Raw genomic sequence first — 26,026 nt, forward strand, 5'->3', positions numbered from 1 at the left:
AAAAAGGTGTCAGGCTTTCGTTGTTTGATAACGTAAATGATAGCGAGGAATCCGGCATGGTTGAGATCCATGAATATTTCATTACCGACGCCGATGGAAAGCGTAAGGCCGTGGTCATCAACATCGAGGAGTATCAAACGATTCTGGAAGAGCTTGAGGAGCTGGAGGCGATCCGAGCACGCAAACAGGGTCAGTTCTCACATTCCAACACTCCCCCGAGTGCCCCGAAAAGCAGCCGCCAACCTTTTCGCAAGCACGGTGCCAGCTTCGCTCACGCGGAAACGGCTTTACGCGATCCGAACGCCTTAACCATCGAAGATCCGGACGCGGAAGGCGAACAGCGCTTGGTAACGCTGGGCATGGATGCATTGGGACGAATCCTGGTCGTTGTACATGCGCCGCGTGGGGATCGGACGCGCCTTATTTCGGCCCGAAAGGCCAGCCCAAAAGAGTGTGAAGCTTATGCGTGACGAATACGATTTCAGCAAAGGCCGACGAGGCCCGGTAATTCCCTCGCCAGGGAAAACCCGAATCACCATTTTCCTGGACGACGACATCATTGAAGCGTTCCGCATGAAGGCAGAAGCGGAAGGGAAAGGTTATCAAACGCTGATTAACGAAGCGCTACGCGCAGCCATTCAGCCGGAGAATGCGCCGATCACCCAAAAAACCCTACGGCGGATTATCCGAGAGGAACTGCATACGGCCTGATTACCCGATGTTTGAGAAGGTGTCAGGCTTTGATGGCGACGAAACCTTGGCTCGACATACCGAATAACGCCGGCGACAAGGTTTCGCGATCCGCGACCAGAACACTCAAAATTCCCGGCCGCCCTTTGAAGGATTGCAAAAAGCAGGAACACGCATTGACCAAGAGGTTATGAACTGCTACGAAGGTCTTTACGAAGCCGTTCGGTAACGGCCAGCTACCTTCCGACCCATTGAATGAGTAACACCATGATTACCATCGAGCTTTCACCCGAACTCGAGAACCAACTCGACACCGTTGCCAAAGAGCACGGAAAAAGCAAGGAAGAATGGACCCGAGAAGTAATTCTCGAATACCTGCAAGACTTGCACGATCTTAAGGAGGCCGAACAAGTCATGACGGACATCAAGGAAGGGCGGGAGAAAACAACATCCCTCGAAGAAGTCATGAAAGAACATGGCCTGGAATGTTGAGATACCGGACAAGGTAAAGAAGCAGCTGAAGGAACTGGATGCGCCGATCAAGAAACGAATACTGAAGTTTCTGGATGAACGGATAAGAACAGCCGCAAATCCTAGAGCACTAGGCGAAGCCTTGCACGGCTCGGAACTTGGAAATTTCTGGAAATACCGCATAGGCGATTACCGCCTTATCTGCCATATCGAAGACCAAACCGTCACGGTGACGGTCATCAAAATCGGACATCGACGAGACATTTACCGATAGCAGCAACTACGGCAGTGGCATGAATAAAGGTGTCAGTGAATAAAGGTGTCAGGCTTTCGTTATTTGATGACGTAAATAATTGCGAGGAATCCGGCATGGTTGAGATCCATGAAAATTTCAGTACCGATGCCGATGGAAGGCGTAAGGCCGTGGTCATCAACATCGAGGAGTATCAAACGATTCCGGAATCGCTTGAGGAGCCGGAGGCGATCCGAGCACACAAATAGCGTCAGTTCTCACATTCCAACACTCCCCCTGGCGCCCCGAAAAGCAGCCGCCAACCTTTTCGCAAGCATGGAGTCAGTCTTGATCACGCGAAAACGGACTTACGCGGTTCATGATCTGAACGGCGAACGTGGGCGGGCCCTTCGGAATTTCGATGCCGACTCGTTCCGCTTCTTTCCTAATCGCGCCGTAGCCGCTCTGTCCACGCTTCACATCATCGAATGGGCACTCATGACGCCCTGCGCGTCCTCGATACTCCAATTCCGAACGCCTATCCCAGTAGGCTCAAGAAACCCTTCGGCAGGCCTGTCCTGAGCCCTTCGACTTAGCTCAGGACAGGCCGGTCGAAGGGCTCAGGGCGAACGGCCTACTGGGATAGGCTCTTAACTGACTAGTGAAACTCCGTCGTCCGGCTTGCGGACTCGGCTGGAGCGAGTGCAATGCTTGCTACCGCGCAGGCCGGCGGACGACGACAAGCTCCACTTCCTACATTCGGCGGGGGTCAAGTGCGTTAAGGCTTGGTTAATGTCGGGAGGAGTAGAAAGGAGGCGCGGAACGAATTGCATGATCGGCCGTAGAGAAACACGGCGTATCTGGATCAGGCAACTCCGCTTGTCTTTGTAATGGGTTAGGGGAGTTTCGATACAGATGAACGCATCAGCAAAAAAATTTTGGCGGATAGCAATGTTGCTAACATTGATGATGGCACTGGACGGGTGCTATAGAGTGGTACACCCCCATCACCACGGCCATGCGTATGGCCACGGCCACAGACACCACTACCATGGCGATGGCGGGTATCACAAGGGCAAACACGGGCACGGACACCGCCATCACCACCATGATTAACGGGCTTTACGTATTCCCTGGCTACGTGATCTATGGATGCTATGGGTTTTTCACACTGCCGACGCATACGCCGACCGCCAAGGCACGTGTCTTGGCGGTTGATCACGGGGTCAGGTCTCGCATTCCGACGTAAAAACGAGCCCGGTAGGGCGGGCGTGAACCATCGCCGCTAAAGCTGTCAGGCTTTGGGGATTCGACTGATGTCCCATGGCTGGCATGTTGGTTTCCTCCCCTCGGCCATCAGCTGTCTTTAAAATCAAAGCAAGGTGGTCACCGCATCGCACTCGCCGGTCGTCAGCTCGAAATCGAAGATCGCAAGATCCTCTCGCATGTGGGCTTCCGAGGCGGTGCCGGTCAGGGGAACGATGTCGATCTGGGTCAGATAGCGGAAGAAGATTTGCGAGGGCGTACGCTGGTACTTTGCGGCCAAGGTCTGCAAGGCGGGGTGTGCGATGACCTGGGGATTGGCGGTGAGCGTCCAGAAGCTCTGATAGACGATTTGGTGTTGCCGGCAGAAGGCGCGAATCTCGCGGTCGTAACGGGTCTCGGCATAGAAGCGGTTCTGGATCAGCGCCGGCTTGATGGCCGCCTGCCGATACAACCGCTCGAGCTGTTCGAGCGCATAGCAGTTGCTGATTCCCAATTGCTTCACGGCGCCAGCCTCGAAGATCGCTTCCATCGCCCGCCATACTTCCATCGTGTCTCGCTCGTTCGCTAGAGGGGAATGCAGTACCAGCCCATCGAGATACGGGCTCTGAAGATTTCTCAGTGAGCTCTCGCACGATTGGGCGACTTGCTCGGCCAAGCTCGCCTTCGGATCGTACGGTATTCGGGTGGGATCCTGCCCATTCACGGGCGTGAATTTGGTCTGGAGATAGAGTTCGGCACGGGTCAGCCCCGCCTTCAAACACGCCGCGACGCCGGCACCGACGCCCGGCTCGTCGTAATGCTTCGGCTGGGCGGCGGTATCGATGCCGCGAAATCCCAAGGTGATGGCCTGCTGCACCAGAGCCGCCGTGCGGTCCTTCTTCCATGCCGTCCCGTACAGAATCTTGGGTATCCGCACCCCGTAGGCGGATCTCACGAAGTCGGTGTCTTTCATCGATGGTCTCCGAGCGAGAGGACGTTAACTTTAATTGTTCGACTAAGTACATTCAGGGAAGTCTTGCGGCATAGGCAACCTGCAGGACAACCCCGCCAATCAAGCCAAACAGTCGAGATTCCGCAAGTATTTGCGGAATGTACTTAGAGCATTTTCATCTCGCTCGTACGGCAAAACAGGCCTGGCAGGAGTCGTTGGCGCCTTCGGCGACGGTAAATTGATTCAAGCATTCGTAGGTCGGCAATCCTTTGCCGACGAACCCGTTGGCCCAACTGCACCGTCGGGAAAGGATTCCCGACCTACTCGCGAGTGCCCGTACAGTAGGTATGAAAATGCTCTAATGCCGCATGACTAATGCATTTGTTTCAGAGCGTCGGCGACAATCGTACAAGAACCGAACTCTATAGGACTAATTACGGAGACGCGTCCGGCGACGGACAGATCGGCCGGTATGCGGGTAAACCGGCAGTGGGTCCAGGGGGAATGCAAACCGCATGTTTTCGGCTTCGCCAAACTCGAAAGTACGCTATCCGGCATTGAAGTTGACGCCCCTTCGAAATTTCGGAACAAACTGAAATGTAGTCACCTCGGTGGCGTGAGCGACTGCTTTCGGGCAATGTTGAAGCCGAAAGGTAAGATATGGCGAACGGGGCGAAGTGTGCAGCATATCGGCAGGCATCGATTCGGGGCGGCGTCCCTGTTCGCACCAGGTCATAAGTACGATTTCGGCCGTCGAGGACACCTCAGGATAAGCCTTACGATGTCTCATTTTTGCCACGCGTATACCTTCGATCCAACTTACGGCTACACCCTGGATAGGCTCCTGCAAGTCGGAGCTCCGGTCATACCGGATGATTTCGCGGCTTTTTGGGAGGCCCGCTACCGGCGAACCTTGACGGTATCCCCCCAACCGCGTCTGAGCCGATGGCCCGAAGGTCGGGAGGGCTTCTCCGTGTACGACCTCGAATACCGTTCCACGGACGATTTCATCATCGGCGGCTGGTTGCTTCTGCCGCAAGACCGGCCGGTGCGGCGCGGCATGGTGGTGGGGCACGGCTATGGCGGCCGGGATGCGCCGGATTTTGACCTTCCCGTCGCGGATACCGCCTATCTGTTTCCCTGTTTTCGTGGCCTTTCCCGAAGCCGCCGGCCGCCGATTTCCGAGGAGCCGTACTGGCACGTCCTGCACGACATCGACAAGCGCGACCGTTACATTCTCGGCGGTTGCGTGGAGGACTTGTGGCTCGCGGTGTCGGCTCTGCTCGAGCTGTACCCCGAGACGGTCGGTCATATCGGCTATATGGGCATCAGCTTCGGCGGCGGCATCGGCGCCTTGGCGTTGCCCTGGGACGCCCGCATCCGGAGGGCGCACCTGAACATGCCCACCTTCGGCCATCATCCCCTGCGTCTCGAACTCCCGACCGTAGGCAGCGGGCGCGCGATCAGGGATTACCAGCAGAAGCACGGTAACGTTCTGGACACATTGCGTTATTACGATGCCGCGAGTGCGGCGGCGTATACCGGGATCCCCGTTCAGGTGGCGGCCGCCCTGTTCGATCCGGTGGTGGCACCGCCCGGACAGTTCGCGGTCCATAACGCCCTAGCAGGGCCGAAGAGCCTTTATGTCCTGGAAGCGGGGCATGTCGATTATCCGGCCAGGGCGCGGCAGGACGCGGAACTGCGGGACATCCTCGCGGATTTTTTCGAAGCGCTGTAGTTGCATGAAGCCCGAATCCTTCGATCGCTGCTTACGACACTTGGTAATTCAGCATGAACCGTGAATATCATCGTTGGTATAGCCCGCGGCTGAATCGCGACATGGAACTGCTGGTGTTCGGCCATGCCGGAGCGAAAGTGTTGGTGTTTCCGACGCGCGACGGGCGATTTTACGAATACGAGGACTTGCGTATCGTGCAAGCACTGGCCCACAAGATCGAGGCGGGACAATTGCAACTCTATTGCGTCGACGGCTTGGCGCACGAGACGTTTTATTGTGGCTGGCGGCACCCGGCGGATCGAATCCGACACTATATCGAGTTTGAGGACTATATCCTCAATGAAGTCTTGCCGTTCATGGCCGCGAAAAACCCGCATCCTTGTGTCATTGCTCATGGCTGTAGCCTGGGCGCCTTCTATGCCGCCAACATCGCGTTTCGTCACCCGCACCTGTTTCGGAAGCTCAGCGCATTTTCCGGGCGCTACGATCTGACCCTGAGTGTCGAGCATTTCGGCAATCTGTACGACGGCTATTACGACGACAACATCTATTACAATACCCCCTGCCATTTCCTGCCCAATCTCGGGCAATGCGACCAACTGAACGCCTTGCGCGCCATGGACATCATCCTCGTCGTCGGTCGGGAGGATCCCTTTCTCGAAAACAACCGTTATCTGAGCCGCATGCTCTGGGAAAAAGGCGTGTGGAACCACCTCAGCGAGTGGGACGGCCGCGCCCATCAAGCCCACTACTGGCGCAAGATGGCGCCGCTATATGTGTGATTTGGATGTCCGTTTTCAGACTAAAGTACCTGTGCGGAAATGTCGCATGAGGCATGTACGACAGGCCGAAAAGTTTTTGCTATCGTCGAAATCGCCTTGTTCCATAAGCCATCGCTTTCGTCGCAGCAACCCATACAGGTATCACTATGGCCAAGAAAACATCCTCCGATTCAAATGACACTGGAGAAAAAATCCTTCGGGAAACCATCGTACAGATGACTTCCGAAACGCACCAAGAAACCGTGATGGAAGCAACCGCCCTGGAAACGCCGGCACAAGCAGCCGTTCAAGGTTTAAGGGAAGGTGCGGGCGATGCGCGCGAAGCCGTTTCCGGAGGCGTGTCGGCCGTAAGTCAGACCTTGTCCGAGGTTGTTTATAAAGGCTTTTATTATCTATCGTACGGGGTCGTTTACAGCGCTCTGGTCGTCGCGAGCCTGATACCCACCGATAATGCCATGGGCGAAGGAATCCAGGCCGGCGCGGACGCTGCCAAGAAATCCTTTGACGAGTACCAGAAGGAGCGGGCGGCTCATCGGGATTCGGCCGCTACCGTTGAAGCTCCCGCGGACGCGGGCTTAGCCACTTCCTGAGCCATTATCCTAGAAACGGCAGTTGACCGCTTAGATGCGGTAGAAACGCCGCGAGGATTCCGACCGTCGTCCCTTCTGCCGATTTCACCGTTTGGGTGAAGCCGCTACGTGCCCGATTGCACGGCGGGCGGGCCACCTGGCGGCGTTGCTCCTTCTTGCGGGAGACTACCCCGCGGCGGCGTCGCGCCTTGCCAGCCGACCCGCCCGCCGCACACTCGAGCACGTCCAACTGCCGTTTCTAGGATTATCCGCCTACTTCGAAAAAACCCCGCCTCGTTTCGCGGGGTTTTTGTTTGTCTTTTCGTTAATCGATCGGACGATAACACTCCGGCAACCGGATGTTCTCCCTTGGCACCTGGCGAACTTGCATGCGCCGGCGGGGGGATCGAATGTCGTCCATCATCGACAGCGGGTGAGAGATCAATGTGAACGCGCCTAGTTCATCTCCGCCAACAGCGAAGTCCGGAGACTTTCGAGAGCCGGAGTTTGTTTGCGCGCCTCGGGTAGTCCGTCGATTTCCTCGAGCGCGGCGGCGAAAGTCCGTTTGGATTCGTCCATGCGCGCCAGCGCCTTGAGAATCATTCCCTTTTTGTAGAGCAAGAAAGGCATACGCTGGTGGGTTGCGAGCATTTGATCGACCCGCCGCAACGCCGACTCGTAGCGTTGTTGCTCCATCTCCAGCGTCAGCGCCCGCTCGCTCAGCACGTGCAGAGGGCCGAGCCGCGCGATTCCGTCGTTCAGCACTTCTATGGCCTTGTCCGTTTTGCCCGCCGAGTGAAAGGCGTCGGCGGCGTAGAGCACGTGATCGGGTTTTATGTCCTTGGAGAGTCTGACGGCTGTCAGGTACGCCTCGGCCGCGGCTAGCGGTTTGCCCGACACCGACAGGATATCGCCGGTGAGCACGTGGCCGCGCGCCTTGGCGGCATCGTTCGTTGCCTGCCGGAGAAATTGCCGCGCGGATTCCAACGCGGCATCCGGCTGTTTCAGCACGAGTTGCGCCCGGGCCAGATGGAAGAGTGCGTCGATCCGTCCAGGAGCGAGTTTGATCGCTTTGGCGAGGTCGTCGTGCGCATGGTCGGCGTGACCCTCGTCGAGAAACAATTGGCCGCGTTTTATGAGCAGATCGGCGTTCTTGGGGTGATGAGCGATTTCGCGGTTGAGATCGTGGATGCGTTCGTACACGTCGCCGTGAGCCAGCGTGAAGCCAGAATATCCCAGCAGTGCGGCAATAAGCAGTGTTCGTCTAGACATGAACTTTTCCTAGGTGCAAGAACGTGCCGGGACCCGGGCATTGAGCACGGGTGCCCGGCGTCGGAAGTTTATTGATAGGTGACAGTGAGTTTCGGTCGTTGCGACTGCGTACCGTACTCGGACGAACGCAGATCGACGCCGTCGCTGGTGCCGCCGTCCACGATCATGAGGCCGTTGTTCGCGGCCGCTCCGTTGACCCAGCCCTGTACCAGCGAGATGCCGGCGCCGTTGAGCTGGATGGTGTGGGTGCCGGTCGCCGAGGGCTGGAAGGAGCCGATCAGTACGCCCTGATTGTTCAGCGGATCGACGCTGTTCCAGGTGGCGCCGCCTTCGGTCCAGGCCGTGTTCACCGCATACAGGTTGTAGGTGCCGTTGCTGAGGTTGGAAACCCGCAGCGTGACGGTGGCATTGGTCACGGTGGCCATTGCCGGGATTGATGAAACATTCCACTTCATCAAACCGATGAGGCGGCCGTTGGTGCCGTCGGCGCCATCGGCGAGTACGGTCGTGGCATTGCCGTAGTTGGTGGTGGCCTTGCCGCTTGCGACATAGGTGTCTTGCGTGCCGGCGTAAGCGTTTAGGCCGTCCTGCAACTGTACCGTTTGCGGCGCGCCGCCGGCCGTGTACATGCCGGCGTCCACGTTGGCGACGCTGCTGCCCGCAACCGCGCTGAACACGGCGGTCTTGCCATCGAGCGGACTCGCATCGCTGTCGATGCTGTCGTTCCCGCCCTGATCCTGCGGCGAGAGGGTGCGCGTCCCTGGAATGAACCGCACGTAGTAGCTGCCGGCCGCAACACTGTCGAACTGGTAGGCTCCGCTCGTGTTGGTGGACTGGGTGGCGACCAGTGAACTGGCGTCGGTGTAGAGCCTCACCTCGATGCCTTGCAGGAAGCTCTCGCCCGTTTCTCGGATGCCGTCCGCGTCGACGTCCTGCCACACCACGCCGCTCACGTTAGCCAACTGTGGCGGCGGTGTTCCGCCCTTGGTCACGGTGAAGTAGTCGCGTATCGTGCCGTTGTTGTTGAGGAACTTGGCGTCTAGCGTCAAGCCGTTCACATCCAGCACCATCGAGCCCAGTTCGTTCAGCGAGATGTACATGGCCGGATGATTGAGCGTGCCGCCGCTTGTTTTACCCGAGCTGCCCGCCACCGCGTAGACCGCGCCTGCGTGCGATGCGCCGACGCCCGATTTGGTGTAGGCTCCGGTGCCGTCGATGCGGCCGCTGCCGGACTGCACGACGTGGCTTGCGTCGCTGAAGGTCGAGGACGAGCCGTAATGGCCGTCGATGAACTTCGAGCGTTCATAGGAATGGCTGTGGCCGGTCAGTACCAGGTCGATGCCATAGCTCTCCAGTATCGGCAATACGTTCTGGCGCATTTCGACCAACTGGGTCTCGGTGTCGGAATTATGCGAACCCTTGGAGTAGGGCGGGTGATGCCAGAAGGCGATATTCCAGTCGGCGGTGGAAGCCTGCAGATCGGCTTCCAGCCAGTTCAACATCGGGCTGCCCACGGCGCGGCTCGAATCGTGGGAATCGAGCACGATGAAGTGGATGTTGCCGTAGTCGAAGGAGTAATACGCCTCCGTACCCGATGCCACACCGCCCGCTTCGCCATTGCGCGGCAGCGAGAAGATGTCGTAATAGGGGCCAGTCTCGGTGCCCGAATCGGCCGAGGCGCCGTCGTGGTTGCCCAGCGTCGACCAGGTCACGGACTGCCGTAGCATGTCCGGATACATGTTGAACATCTTCGATTGATATTCGGCATCGGTACCGCTGCTGTAGGCATTGTCGCCGAGTTGCAGCCACAAATGGGTGGGATTGGTGCCGGTGAAGTTGCGATAGGCGTTGTACACGGCGGCCTGGCCGGAAGTGCCGGTGCCGGCATCGCCGATCACCCAGATGCGCGTCGGCTGCTGTGTGCCCGTGGTCGGCGCGGTGTGGAAATAGGTATTGCTGTCGCCGCCCGAGAGTGTCTGCGTGGTGGAGCCGATCGAGTAATAGTACTTGGTCTGCGGATTGAGTCCACTCACCTGCACGCTGTGCTCGGTGGTCGACGCGGCATCATCGAAGGTGAGCGTCAAGTTCGTAGGGCTGGTGCCGACGCGCACCCGGCTGTTCGAGGCCACGTCCGAGCGCCAGCGCACGATGAGCCCGCTAGATGTGCCCATCTGCAAATAAGGGCCGCGGGTGACCGAAAGCGCGGCGGCATCGCGGGCCAGCGTCGTCGCCATCAAGGCGGCAAGAGTCAATGAAAAAACGCGGAAAAAGTTCGACGGCTTCATAGAAACTCCCTGGTGTTGGTTGTGGAGCCGCCGGAATACTACGCAGCACAAGTGACGAACTAGTGACAGGGATACGACGAAAACGAAGCTCAGCGCATCGAAGACTTCCAGGTGAGCCGAACCTGTAAAGGTCATGAATCGGTCATCGAACCGTCATCAGGCTGACCCGAAGCGATTTATAGAATCCGGGCCTCCAGAAACTCCATGAGGTGTTCCATGCAGGCCTTCGATCGACAAACACGCAATATTCTGTCTCCCATCGGCAAAGCTGCCGCGTCCGCGCTCCTGTTGGCCTTGAGCATGTCCGCTCAAGTCTTGGCGGAGGGCGGCGACATTCAGCTTTCCGCCGGCGGTGAAATCGCAGGCGCTACCATTCAAGTCCCGGGAGCGCCCGACCGCATTCGAATTCCCGTCGGTCAAATCACAGCGGACGGAGGCCGTCTTCCCATATTTCGCCCGAGTGACCCGCTCCGGCTTCTTCACGATCTGCCGCAAATGGAACAGGGCATCCAGTTCGGCGATGTCGGCGAGGGACGCGCCATCGTGTGGAGCCGCTGCGACCGCCCGGCCCGTATGTGGGTGGAATACGCGTTCAACGAACAATTCACCGATTCCAAGGTCATCCGCGGTCCTCATGCGCTCGAAGTCTCCGACTTCACCGCGCGTCAGGACCTGGTCGGGCTGCCGTCCGGAAAGGACGTGTATGTGAAGGTCTGGTTCGAGGATCTGACCAACGCCCGCAACAAGAGCGAGCCGGTCATCGGTCGTTTCCACACCGTGGGCAAGCACGAGAACATACGCTTCGTGTGGGGCGGCGATACCGCGGGACAGGGCTGGGGCATCAACGAGGCGTTCGGCGGCATGAGGATCTATGAAGCCATGCGTCAAGTGAAGCCGCAGTTCTTCATTCAGAGCGGCGACAGCGTCTACTCCGACGGTCCCATCGAAGCGAGCAAACCGGCCGAAAACGGCCAGATCTGGACCAACCTCGTAACGCCCGAAGTCTCCAAGGTCGCCGAAACCCTGGACGAGTTCCGGGGCCGCTACAAGTACAACCTGCTGGACGCCAACCTCCGCCGCTTCAACGCCGAAGTGCCGCAGATCTGGCAATGGGACGACCATGAAGTGGTCAACAACTGGTCCGATGCCAAGGACCTGGCCAACGATCCCCGCTACACGCTCAAGGAGATTCCGGTGCTGATCGCTCACGCCACGCGCGCTTTCCACGAATATGCGCCCCTGCGCCCGCATACGGCGGAAGAGTCCGAGCGTCTCTACCGCAAGATTTCCTACGGCCCGCTGCTGGACGTGTTCGTCATCGATATGCGCAGCTACCGGGGCCCGAACACGGCCAACTTGCAGACGCAGGAGGGACCGGAAACGGCGTTTCTGGGCGAAGCGCAGTTGAAGTGGCTGAAAAAGGAACTGAAGAAATCGCGGGCCACCTGGAAAGTCATTTCCGCCGACATGCCCATCGGCCTCAACATCGGCGACGGCGTCGATGCGAACGGCCAGCCCCGCTGGGAAGCCATCGCCAACGGCGACAACGGCCCCGCCGTCGGCCGCGAGCTGGAAATCGCCCGCCTCTTACGCTTCATCAAGCACGAGCGAATCAAGAACATCGTGTGGCTGACCGCCGACGTCCATTATGCCGCCGCGCATTTCTACGATCCCTCGGAGGCGCAATTCAAGAACTTCTCGCCGTTCTGGGAATTCGTCGCCGGCCCGCTCAACGCCGGTTCCTTCGGTCCCAATACCACCGACGGCACCTTCGGGCCGCAGGTCGTGTTCGCCAAGGCGCCGCCGGCGGGTCAGGTCAACCTCTCGCCCTATGCGGGCTTGCAGTTCTTCGGCGAGGTCAACATCAACCGCAAGACCCACGAGTTGACGGTGGACCTAAAGGATCTTTACGGCGCGTCGGTATTCAGCAAGACACTGAAGGCTGAACACGGACGAGATCCCGACTGAGTAGACAACCGAGCCAGGCCCCGAATTGGTGAAAACGCATGTCGACGCCATCGGCCCGTGGAAGCGTTCCTTCGTTCGACATTCAAGCGAACATTAATCGTAAGGGTGGGTTAGCGCAGCGTAACCCACCGACTCGGGCAAATTGGGGGCCATACGGCTTAAAACTGATAAGCAGCCTCGATTGCAAACAAATCCCAATCACGTTCGAGTTCTCTGACGTTCCGGTTCTCGGCAAGAGATACCCAGCCCGCACCATGGACCCGATGATATTCGGCACGAATCATAAAGTTATCGATTATGTTGAATCGAAGTCCCGCCATCCAATCTTTGGCAAAGAAAAAGGAGCCAGGAATGCCGGTACGCACTTCGTACTTTTTCCCATAGCGATCACTGACGTCTGTATAAAATACATCGTAACGCCCGATCAATTCGATATAGTGGTTGATCTTATAACCCGCCTGAAAGTAATACCCTTCACCGTTGTATTCATTATCTGGGAGAAATCGCCCGAAGTTCTCAAAGCGTATGTTGCGAATTGAATATTCAGAAGCAAGCGATAGCGACTCGCCGTTGTACTGGATGCCTAAACCGTAGGGTTGATATTCAAATTCACCCGAATCGATTATCGGATCCGATTGCTTATCATAATCGCTGATTAACCACGCAGCGCTAAATACGACCCGGATTAGCCCACCCGAATAGTCATACGCCAGCTGAGTTGCCGCCGAAAAATCTCCGACAAACTTTCCTGGACGGTTGCTGCCCCCGAATACATTAAATTCAAGGCTATTATCCGGTATGGATGCTCCAAGATTTGCCTTGAATGAAAAATTGCCGAAAGGGGAACTGAAGTCCGTGTAAAACTGGGCGCCATCGGTCGCCATGCCGACATTTCGAGTACGGTCGAAGTAAAGACTTTGGGGCAGAAATATGGAAGGTCGAGTAAAAGGAGCATCCCGTGATTCGTTATACAAACCCAGCGGTAATTTGACTCGCCCCAGGCGAACTCCGGATCGAAAGCCGGGATGATCGAGCGCCGTGACGTCCATAAGACCGTAATCGAGCCGTAGCTCTTCGGGAATTTGCTCGCCAGCTCGGCGATATAGGCCTTGGACCGCGAAGCGGACATTATTGAAGGGACGCGCCGCCGCATTTAATCCGACCTGCGTCAAGTCGAAGCTTCCGTGCCTACTGTTGCCGTAAAACTGATTTCCGGATGTGGCTACAAAACCTTGTTCGAGAAATCCGTGGACCTGAAAGCTCTCTGACCAGTTGCCAAAAGCTCCACCGGCATGTGAGCTTAACGGGCAAATCATTACTAGCAAAAAAGCTAAAAAATAGGTTCCTTTTTGCATCATTCGGAAACAATGTAGTGGCAACCGAGACTCGTGGCCTAAAGCTCCCGCTTGGGTGCTTGCTTCAACGCCAATGCGATTTAGTTTAGACGCAAAAAAGCCGCGCACAGGGCAGGGCGAGAAGGTGTCGGCTTTTCATTGTTTGATGGGATTTTGAGGGGAATCCGAAAAAGGGGCGGATATCCCAAGCTTTCTTTATGATCAAGTGTTGCCTTAACTGGCTATGTGTCAACCGAGTGTCAACGCAGTTATAACGTTTTACGGCTTTTTGTGATGCTTTGAATTGTAAGTGTTTGTATTTGGTTGTTTTTCGTGTCCTTGCGTCACGTTGCAACGGACTCTGACTCCGTCAACCCTGGTTCGAATCCAGGTCCCCCAGCCACTCCGAGCATTGTCACGTGACCAAATCGTGACATTGCTCGAAAATGCCGGGGGTATTCATATCTGCCAGCGGCATGTTGGAAAGCCCTTGCGCTGTGCAGCCGCCGCGAGCCTCCAGCGCTCTGGCCGTCAAGATCGGCCAATCGGGTAGTTGCCACAGATTCCGTTGACTCTATCCAGCGCTTCGTTTCCCGGTCTCCCATGGGCTGTGGCGGAGATTGAAACTACTGCTCTGATTTTTCGAGCCTTTCCGTCCCAAAGAGCGGGCAGGGCAACTTTCTAGGTGACATCCGGCAACTGATTCTAAACGTGTGTCTGCTCGTCGCGTCCTCCGACTCGCCGGTATTGCCTACGTCTACTAGAGCCGAGACTTCACCTGGCCGACTGAGCAAACGTTCAAGCTACATGAACTGATTCTTCTTTCTCGTCGTCTTGAACGACGCCCCTCTGGCCGAAATCTTGCCGAGGAAGATGTCGTTCACCGATCCGGCGCTGCGATTCCGTGAGCGGTCATACAAAAACCTTGGGCCGGTACTCCGAGGGCCGCGTTGAACTTGGCGGACAGGTTCTGATGCGCGGCGAGCGCCGCCAGTTCCACGATGCCATCGTCGCCGAAGGCTTGCCGTAATCGGTCGATCAAATCCTGATCTATCTCGATTCCGGTGCCCGTGATGGCCTCCACGTAGGCTAGAGCGGCTCTTTCCGCTTCGCTGAATCGAGGCGAATCCCTAAACCCGATCAGATCGTGCAATTGCTCTGGCGATACGCCCCGGTAAATAGCATGGGAGGCGTTGAGATCGATGCAGAAATGGCATGAGTTGAGCTGGGCGATGCGAGTGCGGATCAGTGCGCGCAGCGCACCGCTCAAGGGTGAAGATTTACGTTCCAGGGCCAAATTCATCAACTGAAAGCCGACGAACGCCAGCGGCAGGCGTGCCCACAGGCGCACAGGTTCCGGCAGAACCCGCAAACGCCGGCGCATCAGGGCTAATACCGGGCGCAAGTACCAGGCATAGCGGTAGTTCTCGGGGGTGTCGACAAAGCTCATAGGGCTTCCGGTTTTCAGTGTGTAACGGTGGAGTCAGGGTTTAGACCATTTTCCGGTTTGGTGTAGCGCCCGAAGTAGGTCGGCAAGGGATTGCCGACCTACGATTGCTTCAGGTTTTCGGTATGTGGCGGTGGGCGCGATCTTCAGTCCGCGAGTCGTCGCAGTCTGAAGATCGTCCCTGGGAAAATTATGGTCTCAGCTCAACTTCAGCAGCATTTTTCCCCGCCGCATTCGGCGATTTGTCGCCCGCCCTTGGTTTCCGCTGCCGGACGGCGGGTTCCCGGCGGTGCGCACCAAGCCACCGGTTCGGCGAGAATCTTTGGTTCGATGCCGATGAAGTGCTTCTGATAAGGGCCTTCGGTGAGGGTGCGGAAGGTTCGCTCGCATACGGCAATGCGCTCGCCGCGCGGGAAGATATGGCCCTCCTCGTCGCGCACTTCCGCGTAAGGGCCGCGATAGATCACCGCATGGCCCCGGTCCAGGCATTCCCGGCCGTAGCCTTTGACGGCGACCAGGGTGACGGCGCGGAATTCGATGTTCTCGACCACCTGCCAGGGTTCGGCTTCCCATTTGTCCAGACACACGGCGCCGAAGCCGGCTTGCTCGAAGGCTCGGACGAACTCCCGTTCCTCGAAGGCGCCGGAGATGCAGCCGCTCCACAGCGCGGGATCGTCCTTCAGATGTTGGGGCACGGGCTCGTCGGCGACGATGTCGGAGATGGCAACCCGTCCGCCCGGTTTGAGCACCCGGAAAATTTCCCGCACCAGTTGCGTTTTTTCGTCATCGCCCACCAGGTTCAGCACGCAGTTGGAAATGACCAAATCCACCGAAGCGTCGGCAATCAGCGGCTGGGTTTTGCGCTGCCTGGCCTGCCAGGATTTCAGCGCCGCCAGGGACGCCGCGTCGGTAACCGGTTGTTCGGCCAGATAGCGTTCCATTGCGGCGACGTCCAAGGCCAAATCCTGGATATAACCCTTGTGGAAACGCACCCGGTCGCCGCCCAGTTTCTCGGCCATTTCCGACTGGTATTTGCGGGCCAGGGCCAGCATGTCGTCGTTCATGTCGACGCCGATGATCAGCCCTTGAGGGCCGACCAGTTGTGCCGCCATATAACAAATCTTGCCGCCGCCCGAGCCCAGGTCGAGCACGGTGTCGCCCTCCCGTACATAGCGGGAGGGATCCCCGCAGCCGTAATCCTTGTCGATGATTTCCCGAGGCAGCAATTTCAATAGCTCGCGGTCGTAATCCACCGGGCAACACAAGGCTGCCTGCCTCTCGCGAGCACCTTCGGAATAGCGTTCTCGTACCGACTCTTCTACAAACATCATGGGCTCTCCAGATTCACTGTTCTCTTTCTACGTGTTCAATGCGCCACCGCAGGAGCTGCCGCAGCCGGCGGTGCAGCCATAGCAATGATCGGCCGTGGCGATGGCCTGGCCTTGCAATGCGGTTGCATCGATTTCCGTGATATGACGCTGTCGCCCGCCCAGCGGCAAGCCCAGCATCTGGTTGAAATCGCAGTCGTGGACGTAACCTTGCCAATCGATGCTGATCAGGCTGCGGCACATGATGCCTTCCAGGTTTTCATCGCGATGGGCGCTTTTCAGCAAGCGCATGTAGGGTTCGAACTGGCCTTTCGACACCAGGGTGCTGCCGAAGCGCTGGATGGGCATGTTGGCGAGGGCATAAAGCCGGTTGAAGACGAGGTCGTAGCGGGCCTTCAGCTCTCGATGGTAGGCGGCTTCCAGTTCCTCCTGGGCCGGCGGCAATGTCGGCCCCTGGGGGTTGTAGACCAGGTTCAGGATCAACCCCGTGCCGGGTCGGCCGTAGCCGAGTCCGTTGAGCCTTTTCAAGGCGCGAAGGCTCGCTTCGAATACCCCGTTGCCGCGTTGCCGGTCCACGTTATCTTCGAGGTAACAGGGGAGGGAAGCCGTGATTTCCACCTTTTGCGCGGCCAGAAAATCGGCGAGGCTCTCGTAACCGGGTTCTTCCAGAATGGTGAGGTTGCAGCGGTCGATCACTTGTAGACCTAAGTCCCGCGCGCTCTCCACCAGATGGCGGAAATGCGGGTTCATCTCAGGGGCGCCTCCGGTCAAATCCAAGGTGGCGACTCCGGCCCGCCGCAGCAGATCGAGCACCTGGTCCACGGTTTCCCTGTCCATCATCTCCTTGCGTTTCGGTCCGGCATTGACGTGGCAATGCAGGCAGGTCTGATTGCAGCGGTAACCCAGGTTCACTTGCACCGTGTCCAGCTCTCCGCGGACGATGACGGGAAAATTGCTGGATCGTACCAAGGGCAATATTGCATGCATGCGCGGCTTAGACTCCGTCGGGAAGTGGAAAATTTAAATCATTAGTCGCCTGCCGAGACGAAATCTTACAGCGTCGCGAAGAAAATCATCCCGGTGCGGCTGTAAGTTTTCTATCTCATTGTCCGACCAATTAATAGCATTATTCGACCATTGCCTTTAGGGAAATCCGTCATGAACCCTTACCGTATCGGTCTTGTCATCGTCCTCCTGTCGCTTGCTTGGGCTTTTTTCGCCTTCGACCTGCAACGCATTTTTACCTTGGAAACGTTGAAAGCCCAGCAGGAAGCCATCGCCGCTTATCGAACCTTCCATCCTTTTCTCGCCGCCGCGATTTACGGCCTCCTCTATGTGGCGGTCACGGGGCTGTCCCTGCCCGGCGCGGCGGTGCTGACTCTGGCCGGCGGCGCCGTGTTCGGTCTGCTGTGGGGCACGGTGATTGTATCTTTCGCTTCGACCATCGGGGCAACCTTGGCCTTTCTCGCATCCCGCTTTTTGTTTCGCGATGCGGTCAAAGCCCGGTTCGGCGAGCGTCTGAAAGCCATCGATTCAGGCATCGCCCGTGATGGCGCTTTTTACCTTTTTACCTTGCGGCTGGTGCCGGCGTTTCCGTTCTTCGTCATTAATCTTCTGATGGGCCTGACCGCCATACCCACTCGCACATTTTATTGGGTGAGCCAAGTGGGCATGTTGCCTGGAACCCTGGTTTACGTGAATGCCGGCACGCAGTTGGCCAAGATCGAATCTCTGTCGGACATCCTCTCGCCCGGCCTGCTTTTGTCATTTGCGCTATTGGGGCTGTTCCCGCTACTGGCCCGCAGGCTGGTGGATGCGATCAAGGCCCGCAAGGTATATGAGCCCTGGGAAAAACCCAAACGCTTCGACCGTAATCTGGTGGTGATCGGTGCGGGCTCTGCGGGTCTGGTCACCGCCTATATCGCGGCCGCCGTGAAGGCAAAGGTGACGCTGATCGAGAAACACCGCATGGGCGGAGATTGCCTCAACACCGGCTGTGTCCCTTCGAAAGCCCTGATACGCACGGCGAAACTGCTGAGCCAGATCGGTCGGGCACCCGAGTTCGGCATCCGCCGGGCCTCTGCGGAGTTCGATTTCGCCGATGCGATGGAACGGGTGCAGCGGGTGATACGGACGGTGGCGCCGCACGATTCGGAGGAACGTTACACCGGATTGGGCGTTGAAGTGATCGAGGGCGAGGCGAGGATCGTCTCGCCCTGGTCGGTGGAGATTCGCACGGAAGCGGGCACTCGCGAGCTCAGCACCCGCGCCATCGTCATCGCTGCCGGTTCGAGGCCTTTCGTGCCGCCTATCCCGGGATTGGAGGAGGTGGGCTACCTCACTTCGGACAACGTCTGGGATATCCGCGAATTGCCGAAGCGTCTGGTCGTCCTCGGTGGTGGTCCGATCGGTTGTGAGCTGGCGCAGGCGTTCGTCCGATTCGGCAGTCGGGTTACTCAGGTGGAGATGTTGCCCCGACTGCTGATCCGGGAGGATCCGGAAGTCTCCGAAATCATTGCGCGGCGTTTCCGCGACGAGGGCGTAGACCTTCGGTTGGAGCATCAAGCCAAACGGATCATCGTCGAGAACGGCGAGAAAATCCTGATCGTCGAACACCAGGGGCAAGAGATACGGATAGTCTTCGACCAAATACTGGTGGCTGTCGGCCGCGTCGCCAACACTAAGGGCTACGGGCTGGAAGAACTCGGCATCGAAACGACGAAAGCGCGCACCGTCGAAACCGACGAGTTTCTTCAGACGCTTTATCCAAATATCTACGCCTGCGGAGATGTGGCCGGGCCGTTCCAGTTCACGCATACGGCTTCCCATCAGGCCTGGTACGCGGCGGTCAACGCGCTCTTCGGCGATTTCAGGAAATTCCGGGCCGATTACCGGGTCATTCCTTGGGCAACCTTTACCGATCCGGAAGTGGCGCGGGTAGGCCTTAACGAACAGGAAGCCAAGGAACGGGGCATACCTTATGAAATCAGCCGCTATGGCCTCGACGATCTGGACCGCGCCATTACGGACGGCGAAGCTCAGGGTTTCGTCAAAGTGCTCACCGTACCGGGCAAGGACAGGATACTCGGCGTTACCCTCGTCGGCGAACATGCCGGCGACCTGATCGCCGAGTTCATCCTGGCCATGAAACACGGGCTGGGACTTAACAAATTACTCGCCACCATTCACATCTACCCGACTCTGGCCGAAGCCAATAAATACGCCGCCGGTGTCTGGAAACGCGCGCATGCGCCGGAAGCGCTGCTTCGATGGGTGGAGCGGTATCATGCCTGGCGGCGGGGGTGACGGCCAAATAGGGCGTTTTCATTACGGTGTACGGATTCGTGTCGGGCAGGAAGAGCGTAGGTCGGCAATCCCTTGCCGAGCCGGTACGTCGGCAAAGGGTTGCCGACCTACACATCAGGCTCCGTCACGCCGAATCGGAAAACTCTTAGCTTCTTCGCAAACCCTTACGTGCACGGAACCGTGCATTCCAGAACCGGCTCGCGACGTCCGGAGGATGAATATTTCTATAGCCCCGCATGGCCGTCTCAACGACCGGAAAATCACCGCCAAGCCGCGACGGCAGAGCGCGAGTAATCGTTGACATGTGATATTACGTGTATATACTCCTTAATATCTTTCGTTAAAAGTTAGGTATCCCGAACTTGTCCCAAGCATGTGCCCCCTCGAGTGAAATGCCGGATTACCGGTGCTGTATGGAATGCACCGGCTTCAATCTCCGTAAGGCGACCCGTGCGGTGAGTCAGCTTTACGACGAGATGCTGCGCCCGGCCGGCATACGGGGTACGCAGTATTCGCTTCTGGTCGCCGTCCATATGAGCGGACCCATCACGGTGACCCAGCTTGCCGAGAACGCCGTCATGGACCGAACGACTTTGAGCCGTAATCTGGAGCTTCTTGAGAATCAAGGGCTTATTGATGTCGCCTCCGGCGAAGATCGCCGCACCCGGATGGTGACGATTACCGACGAAGGACGGGGCGTGCTGCTTAAAGCGTATCCTCTGTGGGAACAGGCACAGTCCAGAATCAGGGAGGCTATGGGCGAAGACCGATTGCAAATTCTGATGAGAAGCCTGTCGGACTTGATTGAGGCATCACAGGCGCGATAATTTTTTTCGTCATTTACGTGTATATACACTATAAGGAGATATACATGATGAATCTCGATGAACACCCCACCGTCAGGCATTTTCGTGAAGCCGATCCAGCGGCGGAAGAGGCGATTGGCGGGCGAGTACTGGAAGCATCTTGGTTGCGCCGACTGGCTTCGGAAGCCGGCGCGGACGACGCCGGTTGCATAGGGATTGGCCGGTCCGAGCTCGACGCACAACGAGCGGACATCCTGCGCGTCTTCCCGTGGGCAAAGACTCTCTTGAGCTTCGTTTGCCGCATGAACCGGGAGAACATCCGCAGCCCCGCCCGTTCCGTCGCCAATCTGGAGTTCCACAATACGGGCGACGAGGTCAACGAGGTTGCCCGGCGAATGGTCAGGGTTTTGGAGCAAAAAGGCATCCGTGCGATCAACGGTGCGATGGGATTTCCGATGGAGGCGGATCGCTGGCCAGGCAAGATGTGGGTGGTGTCGCACAAGCCGGTAGCCGAGGCGGCAGGTCTTGGGCGCATGGGTATCCATCGCAATATCATCCATCCCCGGTTCGGCAACTTCGTTCTTCTCGGCACGATCATTCTGGATGCCGAGATCGACGAGGAGTCGCATCCCATTGACTACAACCCTTGCCTCGAATGCAAGCTCTGCGTTGCCGCCTGTCCCGTGGGTGCGATCGGAGCCGACGGGCATTTCGACTTTTCGGCCTGTTACACCCACAACTATCGGGAGTTCATGGGCGGATTCACCGACTGGGTCGAGGCCATCGCCTCGAGCGCAAACGCCAGAAGCTATCGGAAGAAAGTCTCTGACGCCGAGTCCGTTTCCATGTGGCAAAGCCTTTCCTTCGGGGCGAATTACAAGGCTGCCTATTGTATGGCGGTGTGTCCCGCCGGCGATGACGTCATCGGACCGTTTCTCAATGACCGGAAGCGCTTTGTCAAAGACGTTGTGCGCCCCTTGCAGGACAAGCACGAGACCGTCTATGTCATAGCCGGCTCCGATGCGGAAGGGCATGTGGCCCGCCGCTTTCCGCATAAAACCGCCAAACGCGCCAACAACAGCCTAAGGCCAACCTCGGTGCCGGCCTTCCTGAAGGGACTTCCTAATGTATTCCAAAGAGGGAAATCGAAAGGCCTCAACGCCACCTATCATTTTACTTTCACTGGCGGCGAGAAAATCGAGGCCACTATCATCATTCGTGACGAAAAACTCCAGGTACTGGAAGGACATAGCGGCCGTCCGGATTTTCAGCTGAAGGCCGATAGCCGGACTTGGCTTAAATTCCTGGCCAAGGAGAAGTACCTCGCCTGGGCGCTGATTCGTCGAAAAATTCGGTTCAAGGGACCACCGGGGCTGCTGTTGGCATTCGGCCGTTGTTTTCCTGCGTAAACCCAAGCCGATTGCGGCGACAACCGGCTCGCGGCGCTGGCGCACAATGTCTCGCGGAAGGACAATCCGTACGCCCGCCGGAGAATATTGTGTCGCTCCGGAAAGGCGATGGCGCCGAAGTCGCTCGCCGCTTTCAAGTATTTGGTCGAAAACGGACATTCTTATGAAGGCAAACATTCCGAGCTTAAGGAAGCTCTGAACAAGTGGATTCCGTTCATGCCCCTTCGACAGGCTCAGGAGAGCGTTCGACAAACCTGTCCTGAGCCCTTCGACAAGCTCAGGACAGGCCTGTCGAAGGACTTAATCAGAGCTTCCTTATTAACCCGGCCTATAAATATAGGCCGGGTTAATCCGGGGCAGGGATGCCCCGGCGCGGCGACAAGCCGCGTGAGCCCAGGCCGGGCGTGTACCGGCCTGGGCGGCGGCCCGAAATACCAGGAGGGTATTTACGGGCCTGATTAATAAGAGAGCTCTGGTCACGTGCTGGCCGAAACGGCCGCGGATGGAGGCGTTTGCTGATCGAACAGCTTGTAAGGAAGTGGAATTTGTCCCGACTAAATATCACGCGTAAACAGCAGGCTCACGAGAACCGCTGCGGCGGAAACTCCTATCGCAGAAAGAAGTTCGTGCGCTTGCCACGAACCTGATTCCCCTTGCCGCGCTTCATCGGACAAGTCGATGATGCGGTAAGTTTGTGATTACATCCTTTTCACAGGACCCGACACTTATGCCGCGCCTATCCTTGAATCGCTATTTGAGCGCTCTCTCCGTCATGCTGCTCGTCGCGACAACAACCTCGATTCCGCAGGCGGCCGAGCGGAAGCTGGTGTTGACCGGCTCCAGCACCGTCGCGCCCTTGGCGGCGGAGATCGGCAAGCGCTTCGAGCGGGAAAATCCCGGCGTTCGAGTGGATGTGCAGTCGGGCGGTTCGTCGCGGGGCATCGCCGATGCCCGCTCGGGGCTGGCCGATATCGGCCTGGTGTCGCGGGCGCTCAAGCCCGACGAGCAGGACCTCAAAAGCTTCACCATCGCGCTGGACGGCATCACTCTCATCGTGCATAAGGACAATCCGGTGCAGACCCTGACCGACCCGCAGATCGTCGACATCTACACCGGCAAGATTACCCGCTGGCGTGCCGTGGGCGGGGCCGACCGGCCCATTACCGTGGTCAACAAGGCCGAAGGCCGCTCGACTCTGGAGTTGTTCCTGCATCACTTTCAGCTCAAGAGCGGCGACATCAAGGCCCACGTGGTCATCGGCGAAAACCAGCAGGGCATCAAGACCGTCGCCGGCAACACGAGTGCCATCGGCTACGTTTCGATCGGCACCGCCGAATACGAGGCCTCTCAGGGCGTGCCCATCAAGTTGCTGCCCATGGCGGGGGTCGATGCATCGGTGGAGAATGTGCGCAATGGCCGGTTTCCGCTGGCCCGGCCTTTGAATTTGGTGACCAAGGCCGAATCTGAAGGGCTGGTCCGGCAGTTCATCGACTTCAGCCGCTCGGAAAGTGTTCATGATTTGGTCGAAGCACAGTATTTCGTCCCCCTCGCGCACTGACGCGCGCCTCGCCGGGTGGCTCTCGGTCGCGGCCGGACTGGCAGCCGCGGTTCTGGTGCTGATCGTGCTGTTTCTGCTGCACGAATCCTGGCCGGTACTCAAGCGGATCGGTTGGCTGCGCTTTTTCACCGATGCGGCCTGGCATCCTTCCGAGGGGCTGTTCGGCCTCGCCCCCATGCTCTGGGCGACATTGGCGTCCAGCGCCGGGGCGCTGGTGCTGGCGGGGGGGTTGGGCGTGGCTTCGGCACTGTTCTGCCGGTTTTACGCCCCGCCATCCGCCGCCCGCCCTTACCGGCGAACGGTGGCCTTGCTCGCCGGCATTCCCTCCGTCGTATTCGGGTTCTGGGGCTTGACCGTGCTGCTGCCGCTGATCGTCCGCTGGCAACCGCCGGGGGCCAGCCTTTTGGCGGGCATCCTCATTCTGACACTGATGATCTTGCCCACTATGGCCCTTACCGCCGATGCCGCGCTGGCGGCGGTGCCCAAGGCTTACCTGCACGGCGCGGCGGCGTTGGGGATATCGCGTTCGGGAACGGTTCTTCGCGTGGTGCTGCCGGCGGCGCGGAGCGGCATTATCGCGGGTCTGCTGCTGGCGGCCGGACGTGCCCTCGGCGAAACCATGGCCGTACTGATGGTTGCCGGCAATGTGGTGCAAACGCCTAATAGCCTGTTCGATCCGGTGCGTACGCTGACCGCCAATATCGCTCTGGAGATGGCTTATGCCACCGGCGAGCATCGTGCGGGACTTTTCGTATCCGGGTTGGTCCTGACTGGGATGATCATCCTGCTGGCGGTTGCCGCGTTGCGCTTGGGCGGAGCGCGTTCACATGTCTGAAGCGGGCAGGTTCGCAATGGCTCGCAGCCGGACACTGGAGCCGCTGATGACCTTGGCCGTCTGGGGTTCGGCGCTTCTGGTGGCGGGCGCTTTCCTGTGGCTGGTGGGCGATTTGCTATGGCATGGTGCCGAGCGGCTGTCCTGGGCTTTCCTGTCGTCATCGCCGCTGAACGCCGGCAGGACCGGGGGTATCGGCCCTATCCTGGTTTCCACGCTGCTGATCCTGGGCGTGGCCGTCGCCGCCGCAGTGCCGCTGGGACTGGCGACGGCGGTGCTGCTGACGGAATTTCTTCGTCCCCGCAGTCGGTTCGGGCGACTCGTCGGCCTGAGCCTGGATGTGCTCGCCGGGGTGCCTTCCATCGTTTTCGGGCTGTTCGGCAATGCTTTCTTCAGCGTCTTTCTGGGGCTGGGCTTTTCCATCCTGTCCGGCGGCCTGACCCTCGCCTGTATGGTGCTGCCCATCCTCATCCGCACAGCGGAAGGAGCCTTACGCGCCGTGCCCGACGATTGGCGGCTGGGCAGTGCCGCGCTCGGATTGTCGCGCACCGCGGCGCTTCGCCATATCCTGCTGCCGGCGGCGTCATCGGGCCTCGTGGCCGGACTGCTGCTGGGCATCGGCCGAGCGATGGCGGAAACGGCGGCGCTGATCTTCACCAGCGGTTATGTGGATCGCATGCCGTCGTCGCTCCTCGATTCCGGCCGCGCGCTGTCCGTCCACATTTACGACCTGTCGATGAATGTCGCCGGAGGCGACGGCAGTGCCTATGCCTCCGCGCTGGTACTGATCGGCCTGCTCATCCTGATCAACGGCACGGCCTTGTATCTGGCGGAACATTGGCTAAACCGAAGGATCATAGCTCCATGACGCAAACTCTCGACCGACACAGCGGCTGTTCGCCCAGTATCGATGCCGGCACCTACACCGTCGGTCCATTGCAATCCGGTCCGCCCTGTTGTGTACCCGAACCCCTGATCCGGGTGACGAATCTCTCCGTAAGCTACGGCAATCACCCAGCCCTGAAGGATGTAACGCTGGATATCTACAAGGGCTGTATCACAGCGTTGATCGGTCCATCCGGGTGCGGGAAGACGAGTTTTCTGTCTGCGCTCAACCGGCTGACCGACATGATTCCGGGCTGCCGAGTCGAGGGCGGCATCCGTATCGGCGGCCAGGATATACTCGCCCCCCGCCTAGATGTGTCGGCGCTGCGCCGGGAGGTGGGTATGATCTTCCAGAAACCGAATCCCTTTCCGCTGTCCATCCGCCGCAACATCGAGATGCCGCTGCGTGAACACGGCATGAAAAAGCGCGCCGATCTGGACGAAACGCTGGAACGGGTGCTCACCGATGTGGGCCTGTGGGCCGAGGTCAAGGATCGGCTCGACAAGCCGGCCTTGACTCTGTCCGGCGGTCAGCAGCAGCGCCTGTGCATCGCCCGTGCGCTCGCTCTCGCGCCTTCCGTGCTGCTCATGGACGAGCCCTGCAGCGCCCTTGATCCCATCGCTTCCGGCATCGTAGAAGATATGATCGCCCAGTTGAGGGGACACTATACCGTGGTCATCGTTACCCACAACCTGGCTCAGGCAAAACGAATCGCCAATTACGCCGCTTTCTTCTGGTTGCGGGAGCGGGGCGGGACTCTCGTCGAATTCGGCCAGTGCCGACAGATCTTCGAGGCTCCGGCGCATGATCTGACGGCGGCCTATGTGAGCGGGATGCGGGGGTGATGTCGATTCGTCACGGCGGTGAGCCATGCATCCACCGTTCGCGCACCTTGGCGATGAAACCCTCCCGGTTC

The 26,026-nt window shown here is 58.5% G+C and carries 24 protein-coding genes; 17 read left to right on the plus strand and 7 right to left on the minus strand.

The genetic code is table 11. From position 1 onward, the window contains the following. Positions 1-56 precede the first annotated feature (56 nt). The 6 genes from ACWJJK_RS01440 to ACWJJK_RS01465 all read left to right on the plus strand — a co-directional run bounded on the left by ACWJJK_RS01440 (position 57) and on the right by ACWJJK_RS01465 (position 2,509). The gene (locus ACWJJK_RS01440; protein WP_454128575.1) at positions 57-470 is read left to right on the plus strand and encodes a BrnT family toxin; all 414 of its coding nucleotides are present in this window, start codon (positions 57-59) and stop codon (positions 468-470) included. Further along, positions 463-711 carry a BrnA antitoxin family protein gene (locus ACWJJK_RS01445; protein WP_434110441.1) on the plus strand — a complete coding sequence of 83 codons (249 nt, stop codon included), beginning with the start codon at positions 463-465 and terminating at the stop codon, positions 709-711. The genes ACWJJK_RS01440 and ACWJJK_RS01445 overlap by 8 nt, the downstream gene beginning before the upstream one ends. 246 nt (positions 712-957) lie before the next feature. Then, positions 958-1,182 carry a type II toxin-antitoxin system RelB family antitoxin gene (gene relB, locus ACWJJK_RS01450; RefSeq protein WP_086134713.1) on the plus strand — a complete coding sequence of 75 codons (225 nt, stop codon included), beginning with the start codon at positions 958-960 and terminating at the stop codon, positions 1,180-1,182. Then, positions 1,166-1,435: a type II toxin-antitoxin system RelE family toxin gene (locus ACWJJK_RS01455; protein ID WP_454128576.1), complete on the plus strand. Its 270-nt coding sequence runs from the start codon at positions 1,166-1,168 to the stop codon at positions 1,433-1,435. The genes relB and ACWJJK_RS01455 overlap by 17 nt, the downstream gene beginning before the upstream one ends. Positions 1,436-1,530: 95 nt before the next feature. Continuing rightward, on the plus strand, positions 1,531-1,662 hold the full coding sequence (locus ACWJJK_RS01460; protein ID WP_454128577.1) for a hypothetical protein: 132 nt from the start codon (positions 1,531-1,533) through the stop codon (positions 1,660-1,662). 682 nt (positions 1,663-2,344) lie between these two features. Beyond that, on the plus strand, positions 2,345-2,509 hold the full coding sequence (locus ACWJJK_RS01465) for a hypothetical protein (protein WP_347259182.1): 165 nt from the start codon (positions 2,345-2,347) through the stop codon (positions 2,507-2,509). A gap of 256 nt (positions 2,510-2,765) precedes the next feature. On the opposite strand, the gene ACWJJK_RS01470 is transcribed toward ACWJJK_RS01465, so the two are convergent. Beyond that, positions 2,766-3,611 (minus strand): aldo/keto reductase, encoded by an 846-nt coding sequence (locus ACWJJK_RS01470; RefSeq protein ID WP_156880128.1) that lies wholly within the window; start codon positions 3,609-3,611, stop codon positions 2,766-2,768. Positions 3,612-4,371: 760 nt separating this feature from the next. On the opposite strand from ACWJJK_RS01470, the gene ACWJJK_RS01475 reads away from it, so the two are divergent. The 3 genes from ACWJJK_RS01475 to ACWJJK_RS01485 all read left to right on the plus strand — a co-directional run bounded on the left by ACWJJK_RS01475 (position 4,372) and on the right by ACWJJK_RS01485 (position 6,700). Continuing rightward, positions 4,372-5,328 carry an acetylxylan esterase gene (locus ACWJJK_RS01475; RefSeq protein WP_156880127.1) on the plus strand — a complete coding sequence of 319 codons (957 nt, stop codon included), beginning with the start codon at positions 4,372-4,374 and terminating at the stop codon, positions 5,326-5,328. Between the two features lie 53 nt (positions 5,329-5,381). After that, positions 5,382-6,110: an esterase family protein gene (locus ACWJJK_RS01480; protein WP_086134716.1), complete on the plus strand. Its 729-nt coding sequence runs from the start codon at positions 5,382-5,384 to the stop codon at positions 6,108-6,110. A gap of 215 nt (positions 6,111-6,325) precedes the next feature. Next, a complete protein-coding gene (locus ACWJJK_RS01485) occupies positions 6,326-6,700 on the plus strand; it encodes a hypothetical protein (protein ID WP_156880126.1) in 375 nt (124 codons plus the stop codon). A 435-nt stretch (positions 6,701-7,135) separates the two neighbouring features. Here the strand turns inward: ACWJJK_RS01485 and ACWJJK_RS01490 are convergent, their stop codons facing one another. Together ACWJJK_RS01490 and ACWJJK_RS01495 are read right to left on the minus strand one after the other, a co-directional pair. Further along, a complete protein-coding gene (locus ACWJJK_RS01490; protein ID WP_454128578.1) occupies positions 7,136-7,951 on the minus strand; it encodes a tetratricopeptide repeat protein in 816 nt (271 codons plus the stop codon). Positions 7,952-8,019: 68 nt separating this feature from the next. Next, positions 8,020-10,236 (minus strand): DNRLRE domain-containing protein, encoded by a 2,217-nt coding sequence (locus ACWJJK_RS01495; RefSeq protein ID WP_454128579.1) that lies wholly within the window; start codon positions 10,234-10,236, stop codon positions 8,020-8,022. Between the two features lie 216 nt (positions 10,237-10,452). Between ACWJJK_RS01495 and ACWJJK_RS01500 the strand changes: the two genes are divergently transcribed. Further along, positions 10,453-12,204, plus strand: coding sequence for an alkaline phosphatase D family protein (locus ACWJJK_RS01500; protein WP_245245614.1), 1,752 nt, complete (start codon positions 10,453-10,455; stop codon positions 12,202-12,204). Positions 12,205-12,362: 158 nt separating this feature from the next. Here ACWJJK_RS01500 and ACWJJK_RS01505 read toward each other — a convergent pair whose 3' ends face one another. The 4 genes from ACWJJK_RS01505 to arsS all read right to left on the minus strand — a co-directional run bounded on the left by ACWJJK_RS01505 (position 12,363) and on the right by arsS (position 17,300). Continuing rightward, positions 12,363-13,562: a hypothetical protein gene (locus ACWJJK_RS01505; protein ID WP_077730210.1), complete on the minus strand. Its 1,200-nt coding sequence runs from the start codon at positions 13,560-13,562 to the stop codon at positions 12,363-12,365. Positions 13,563-14,418: 856 nt separating this feature from the next. Further along, complete coding sequence (locus ACWJJK_RS01510) at positions 14,419-14,988, minus strand: carboxymuconolactone decarboxylase family protein (RefSeq protein WP_454128580.1); 570 nt, start codon at positions 14,986-14,988, stop codon at positions 14,419-14,421. Between the two features lie 206 nt (positions 14,989-15,194). Beyond that, positions 15,195-16,316, minus strand: a complete 1,122-nt coding sequence (locus ACWJJK_RS01515) for a methyltransferase domain-containing protein (RefSeq protein ID WP_454128581.1) — start codon at positions 16,314-16,316, stop codon at positions 15,195-15,197. Between the two features lie 27 nt (positions 16,317-16,343). After that, positions 16,344-17,300 (minus strand): arsenosugar biosynthesis radical SAM (seleno)protein ArsS, encoded by a 957-nt coding sequence (arsS, locus tag ACWJJK_RS01520; RefSeq protein ID WP_434110422.1) that lies wholly within the window; start codon positions 17,298-17,300, stop codon positions 16,344-16,346. Between the two features lie 171 nt (positions 17,301-17,471). Here arsS and ACWJJK_RS01525 point away from each other — a divergent pair, with 171 nt between their 5' ends. The 7 genes from ACWJJK_RS01525 (at position 17,472) to ACWJJK_RS01555 (ending at position 25,955) form a co-directional block, all read left to right on the plus strand. Next, entirely contained in the window at positions 17,472-19,619 is a 2,148-nt protein-coding gene (locus ACWJJK_RS01525) for an FAD-dependent oxidoreductase (protein ID WP_454128582.1), read from the plus strand. 413 nt (positions 19,620-20,032) lie between these two features. Beyond that, the gene (locus tag ACWJJK_RS01530) at positions 20,033-20,446 is read left to right on the plus strand and encodes a MarR family winged helix-turn-helix transcriptional regulator (protein ID WP_077730215.1); all 414 of its coding nucleotides are present in this window, start codon (positions 20,033-20,035) and stop codon (positions 20,444-20,446) included. 44 nt (positions 20,447-20,490) lie between these two features. After that, positions 20,491-21,834 carry an SCP2 sterol-binding domain-containing protein gene (locus ACWJJK_RS01535; protein WP_454128583.1) on the plus strand — a complete coding sequence of 448 codons (1,344 nt, stop codon included), beginning with the start codon at positions 20,491-20,493 and terminating at the stop codon, positions 21,832-21,834. A 727-nt stretch (positions 21,835-22,561) separates the two neighbouring features. After that, on the plus strand, positions 22,562-23,392 hold the full coding sequence (locus tag ACWJJK_RS01540) for a phosphate ABC transporter substrate-binding protein (RefSeq protein ID WP_454128584.1): 831 nt from the start codon (positions 22,562-22,564) through the stop codon (positions 23,390-23,392). After that, on the plus strand, positions 23,349-24,227 hold the full coding sequence (gene pstC / locus ACWJJK_RS01545) for a phosphate ABC transporter permease subunit PstC (protein WP_454128585.1): 879 nt from the start codon (positions 23,349-23,351) through the stop codon (positions 24,225-24,227). The genes ACWJJK_RS01540 and pstC overlap by 44 nt, the downstream gene beginning before the upstream one ends. Further along, positions 24,220-25,092: a phosphate ABC transporter permease PstA gene (gene pstA, locus ACWJJK_RS01550; RefSeq protein WP_454128586.1), complete on the plus strand. Its 873-nt coding sequence runs from the start codon at positions 24,220-24,222 to the stop codon at positions 25,090-25,092. Before pstC ends, pstA begins: the two co-directional genes overlap by 8 nt. Further along, complete coding sequence (locus ACWJJK_RS01555) at positions 25,089-25,955, plus strand: phosphate ABC transporter ATP-binding protein (protein ID WP_454128587.1); 867 nt, start codon at positions 25,089-25,091, stop codon at positions 25,953-25,955. The genes pstA and ACWJJK_RS01555 overlap by 4 nt, the downstream gene beginning before the upstream one ends. Positions 25,956-26,026 lie beyond the last annotated feature (71 nt).

The sequence above is a fragment of the Methylocaldum gracile genome, from assembly GCF_053646815.1.

What these genes read in the sequence shown, in the direction of transcription:
- ACWJJK_RS01510 (WP_454128580.1), bottom strand. Translation starts at nt 14,988, where the DNA reads ATGAGCTTTGTCGACACCCCCGAGAACTACCGCTATGCCTGGTACTTG.
- ACWJJK_RS01445 (WP_434110441.1), top strand. Translation starts at nt 463, where the DNA reads ATGCGTGACGAATACGATTTCAGCAAAGGCCGACGAGGCCCGGTAATT.
- ACWJJK_RS01515 (WP_454128581.1), bottom strand. Translation starts at nt 16,316, where the DNA reads ATGATGTTTGTAGAAGAGTCGGTACGAGAACGCTATTCCGAAGGTGCT.
- relB (WP_086134713.1), top strand. Translation starts at nt 958, where the DNA reads ATGATTACCATCGAGCTTTCACCCGAACTCGAGAACCAACTCGACACC.
- ACWJJK_RS01485 (WP_156880126.1), top strand. Translation starts at nt 6,326, where the DNA reads ATGACTTCCGAAACGCACCAAGAAACCGTGATGGAAGCAACCGCCCTG.
- ACWJJK_RS01535 (WP_454128583.1), top strand. Translation starts at nt 20,491, where the DNA reads ATGATGAATCTCGATGAACACCCCACCGTCAGGCATTTTCGTGAAGCC.
- ACWJJK_RS01470 (WP_156880128.1), bottom strand. Translation starts at nt 3,611, where the DNA reads ATGAAAGACACCGACTTCGTGAGATCCGCCTACGGGGTGCGGATACCC.
- ACWJJK_RS01480 (WP_086134716.1), top strand. Translation starts at nt 5,382, where the DNA reads ATGAACCGTGAATATCATCGTTGGTATAGCCCGCGGCTGAATCGCGAC.
- ACWJJK_RS01460 (WP_454128577.1), top strand. Translation starts at nt 1,531, where the DNA reads ATGGTTGAGATCCATGAAAATTTCAGTACCGATGCCGATGGAAGGCGT.
- ACWJJK_RS01490 (WP_454128578.1), bottom strand. Translation starts at nt 7,951, where the DNA reads ATGTCTAGACGAACACTGCTTATTGCCGCACTGCTGGGATATTCTGGC.
- arsS (WP_434110422.1), bottom strand. Translation starts at nt 17,300, where the DNA reads ATGCATGCAATATTGCCCTTGGTACGATCCAGCAATTTTCCCGTCATC.
- ACWJJK_RS01555 (WP_454128587.1), top strand. Translation starts at nt 25,089, where the DNA reads ATGACGCAAACTCTCGACCGACACAGCGGCTGTTCGCCCAGTATCGAT.
- ACWJJK_RS01500 (WP_245245614.1), top strand. Translation starts at nt 10,453, where the DNA reads ATGCAGGCCTTCGATCGACAAACACGCAATATTCTGTCTCCCATCGGC.
- ACWJJK_RS01475 (WP_156880127.1), top strand. Translation starts at nt 4,372, where the DNA reads ATGTCTCATTTTTGCCACGCGTATACCTTCGATCCAACTTACGGCTAC.
- ACWJJK_RS01440 (WP_454128575.1), top strand. Translation starts at nt 57, where the DNA reads ATGGTTGAGATCCATGAATATTTCATTACCGACGCCGATGGAAAGCGT.
- pstA (WP_454128586.1), top strand. Translation starts at nt 24,220, where the DNA reads ATGTCTGAAGCGGGCAGGTTCGCAATGGCTCGCAGCCGGACACTGGAG.
- ACWJJK_RS01505 (WP_077730210.1), bottom strand. Translation starts at nt 13,562, where the DNA reads ATGATGCAAAAAGGAACCTATTTTTTAGCTTTTTTGCTAGTAATGATT.
- ACWJJK_RS01465 (WP_347259182.1), top strand. Translation starts at nt 2,345, where the DNA reads ATGTTGCTAACATTGATGATGGCACTGGACGGGTGCTATAGAGTGGTA.
- ACWJJK_RS01530 (WP_077730215.1), top strand. Translation starts at nt 20,033, where the DNA reads ATGGAATGCACCGGCTTCAATCTCCGTAAGGCGACCCGTGCGGTGAGT.
- ACWJJK_RS01525 (WP_454128582.1), top strand. Translation starts at nt 17,472, where the DNA reads ATGAACCCTTACCGTATCGGTCTTGTCATCGTCCTCCTGTCGCTTGCT.
- ACWJJK_RS01495 (WP_454128579.1), bottom strand. Translation starts at nt 10,236, where the DNA reads ATGAAGCCGTCGAACTTTTTCCGCGTTTTTTCATTGACTCTTGCCGCC.
- ACWJJK_RS01455 (WP_454128576.1), top strand. Translation starts at nt 1,166, where the DNA reads ATGGCCTGGAATGTTGAGATACCGGACAAGGTAAAGAAGCAGCTGAAG.
- ACWJJK_RS01540 (WP_454128584.1), top strand. Translation starts at nt 22,562, where the DNA reads ATGCCGCGCCTATCCTTGAATCGCTATTTGAGCGCTCTCTCCGTCATG.
- pstC (WP_454128585.1), top strand. Translation starts at nt 23,349, where the DNA reads ATGATTTGGTCGAAGCACAGTATTTCGTCCCCCTCGCGCACTGACGCG.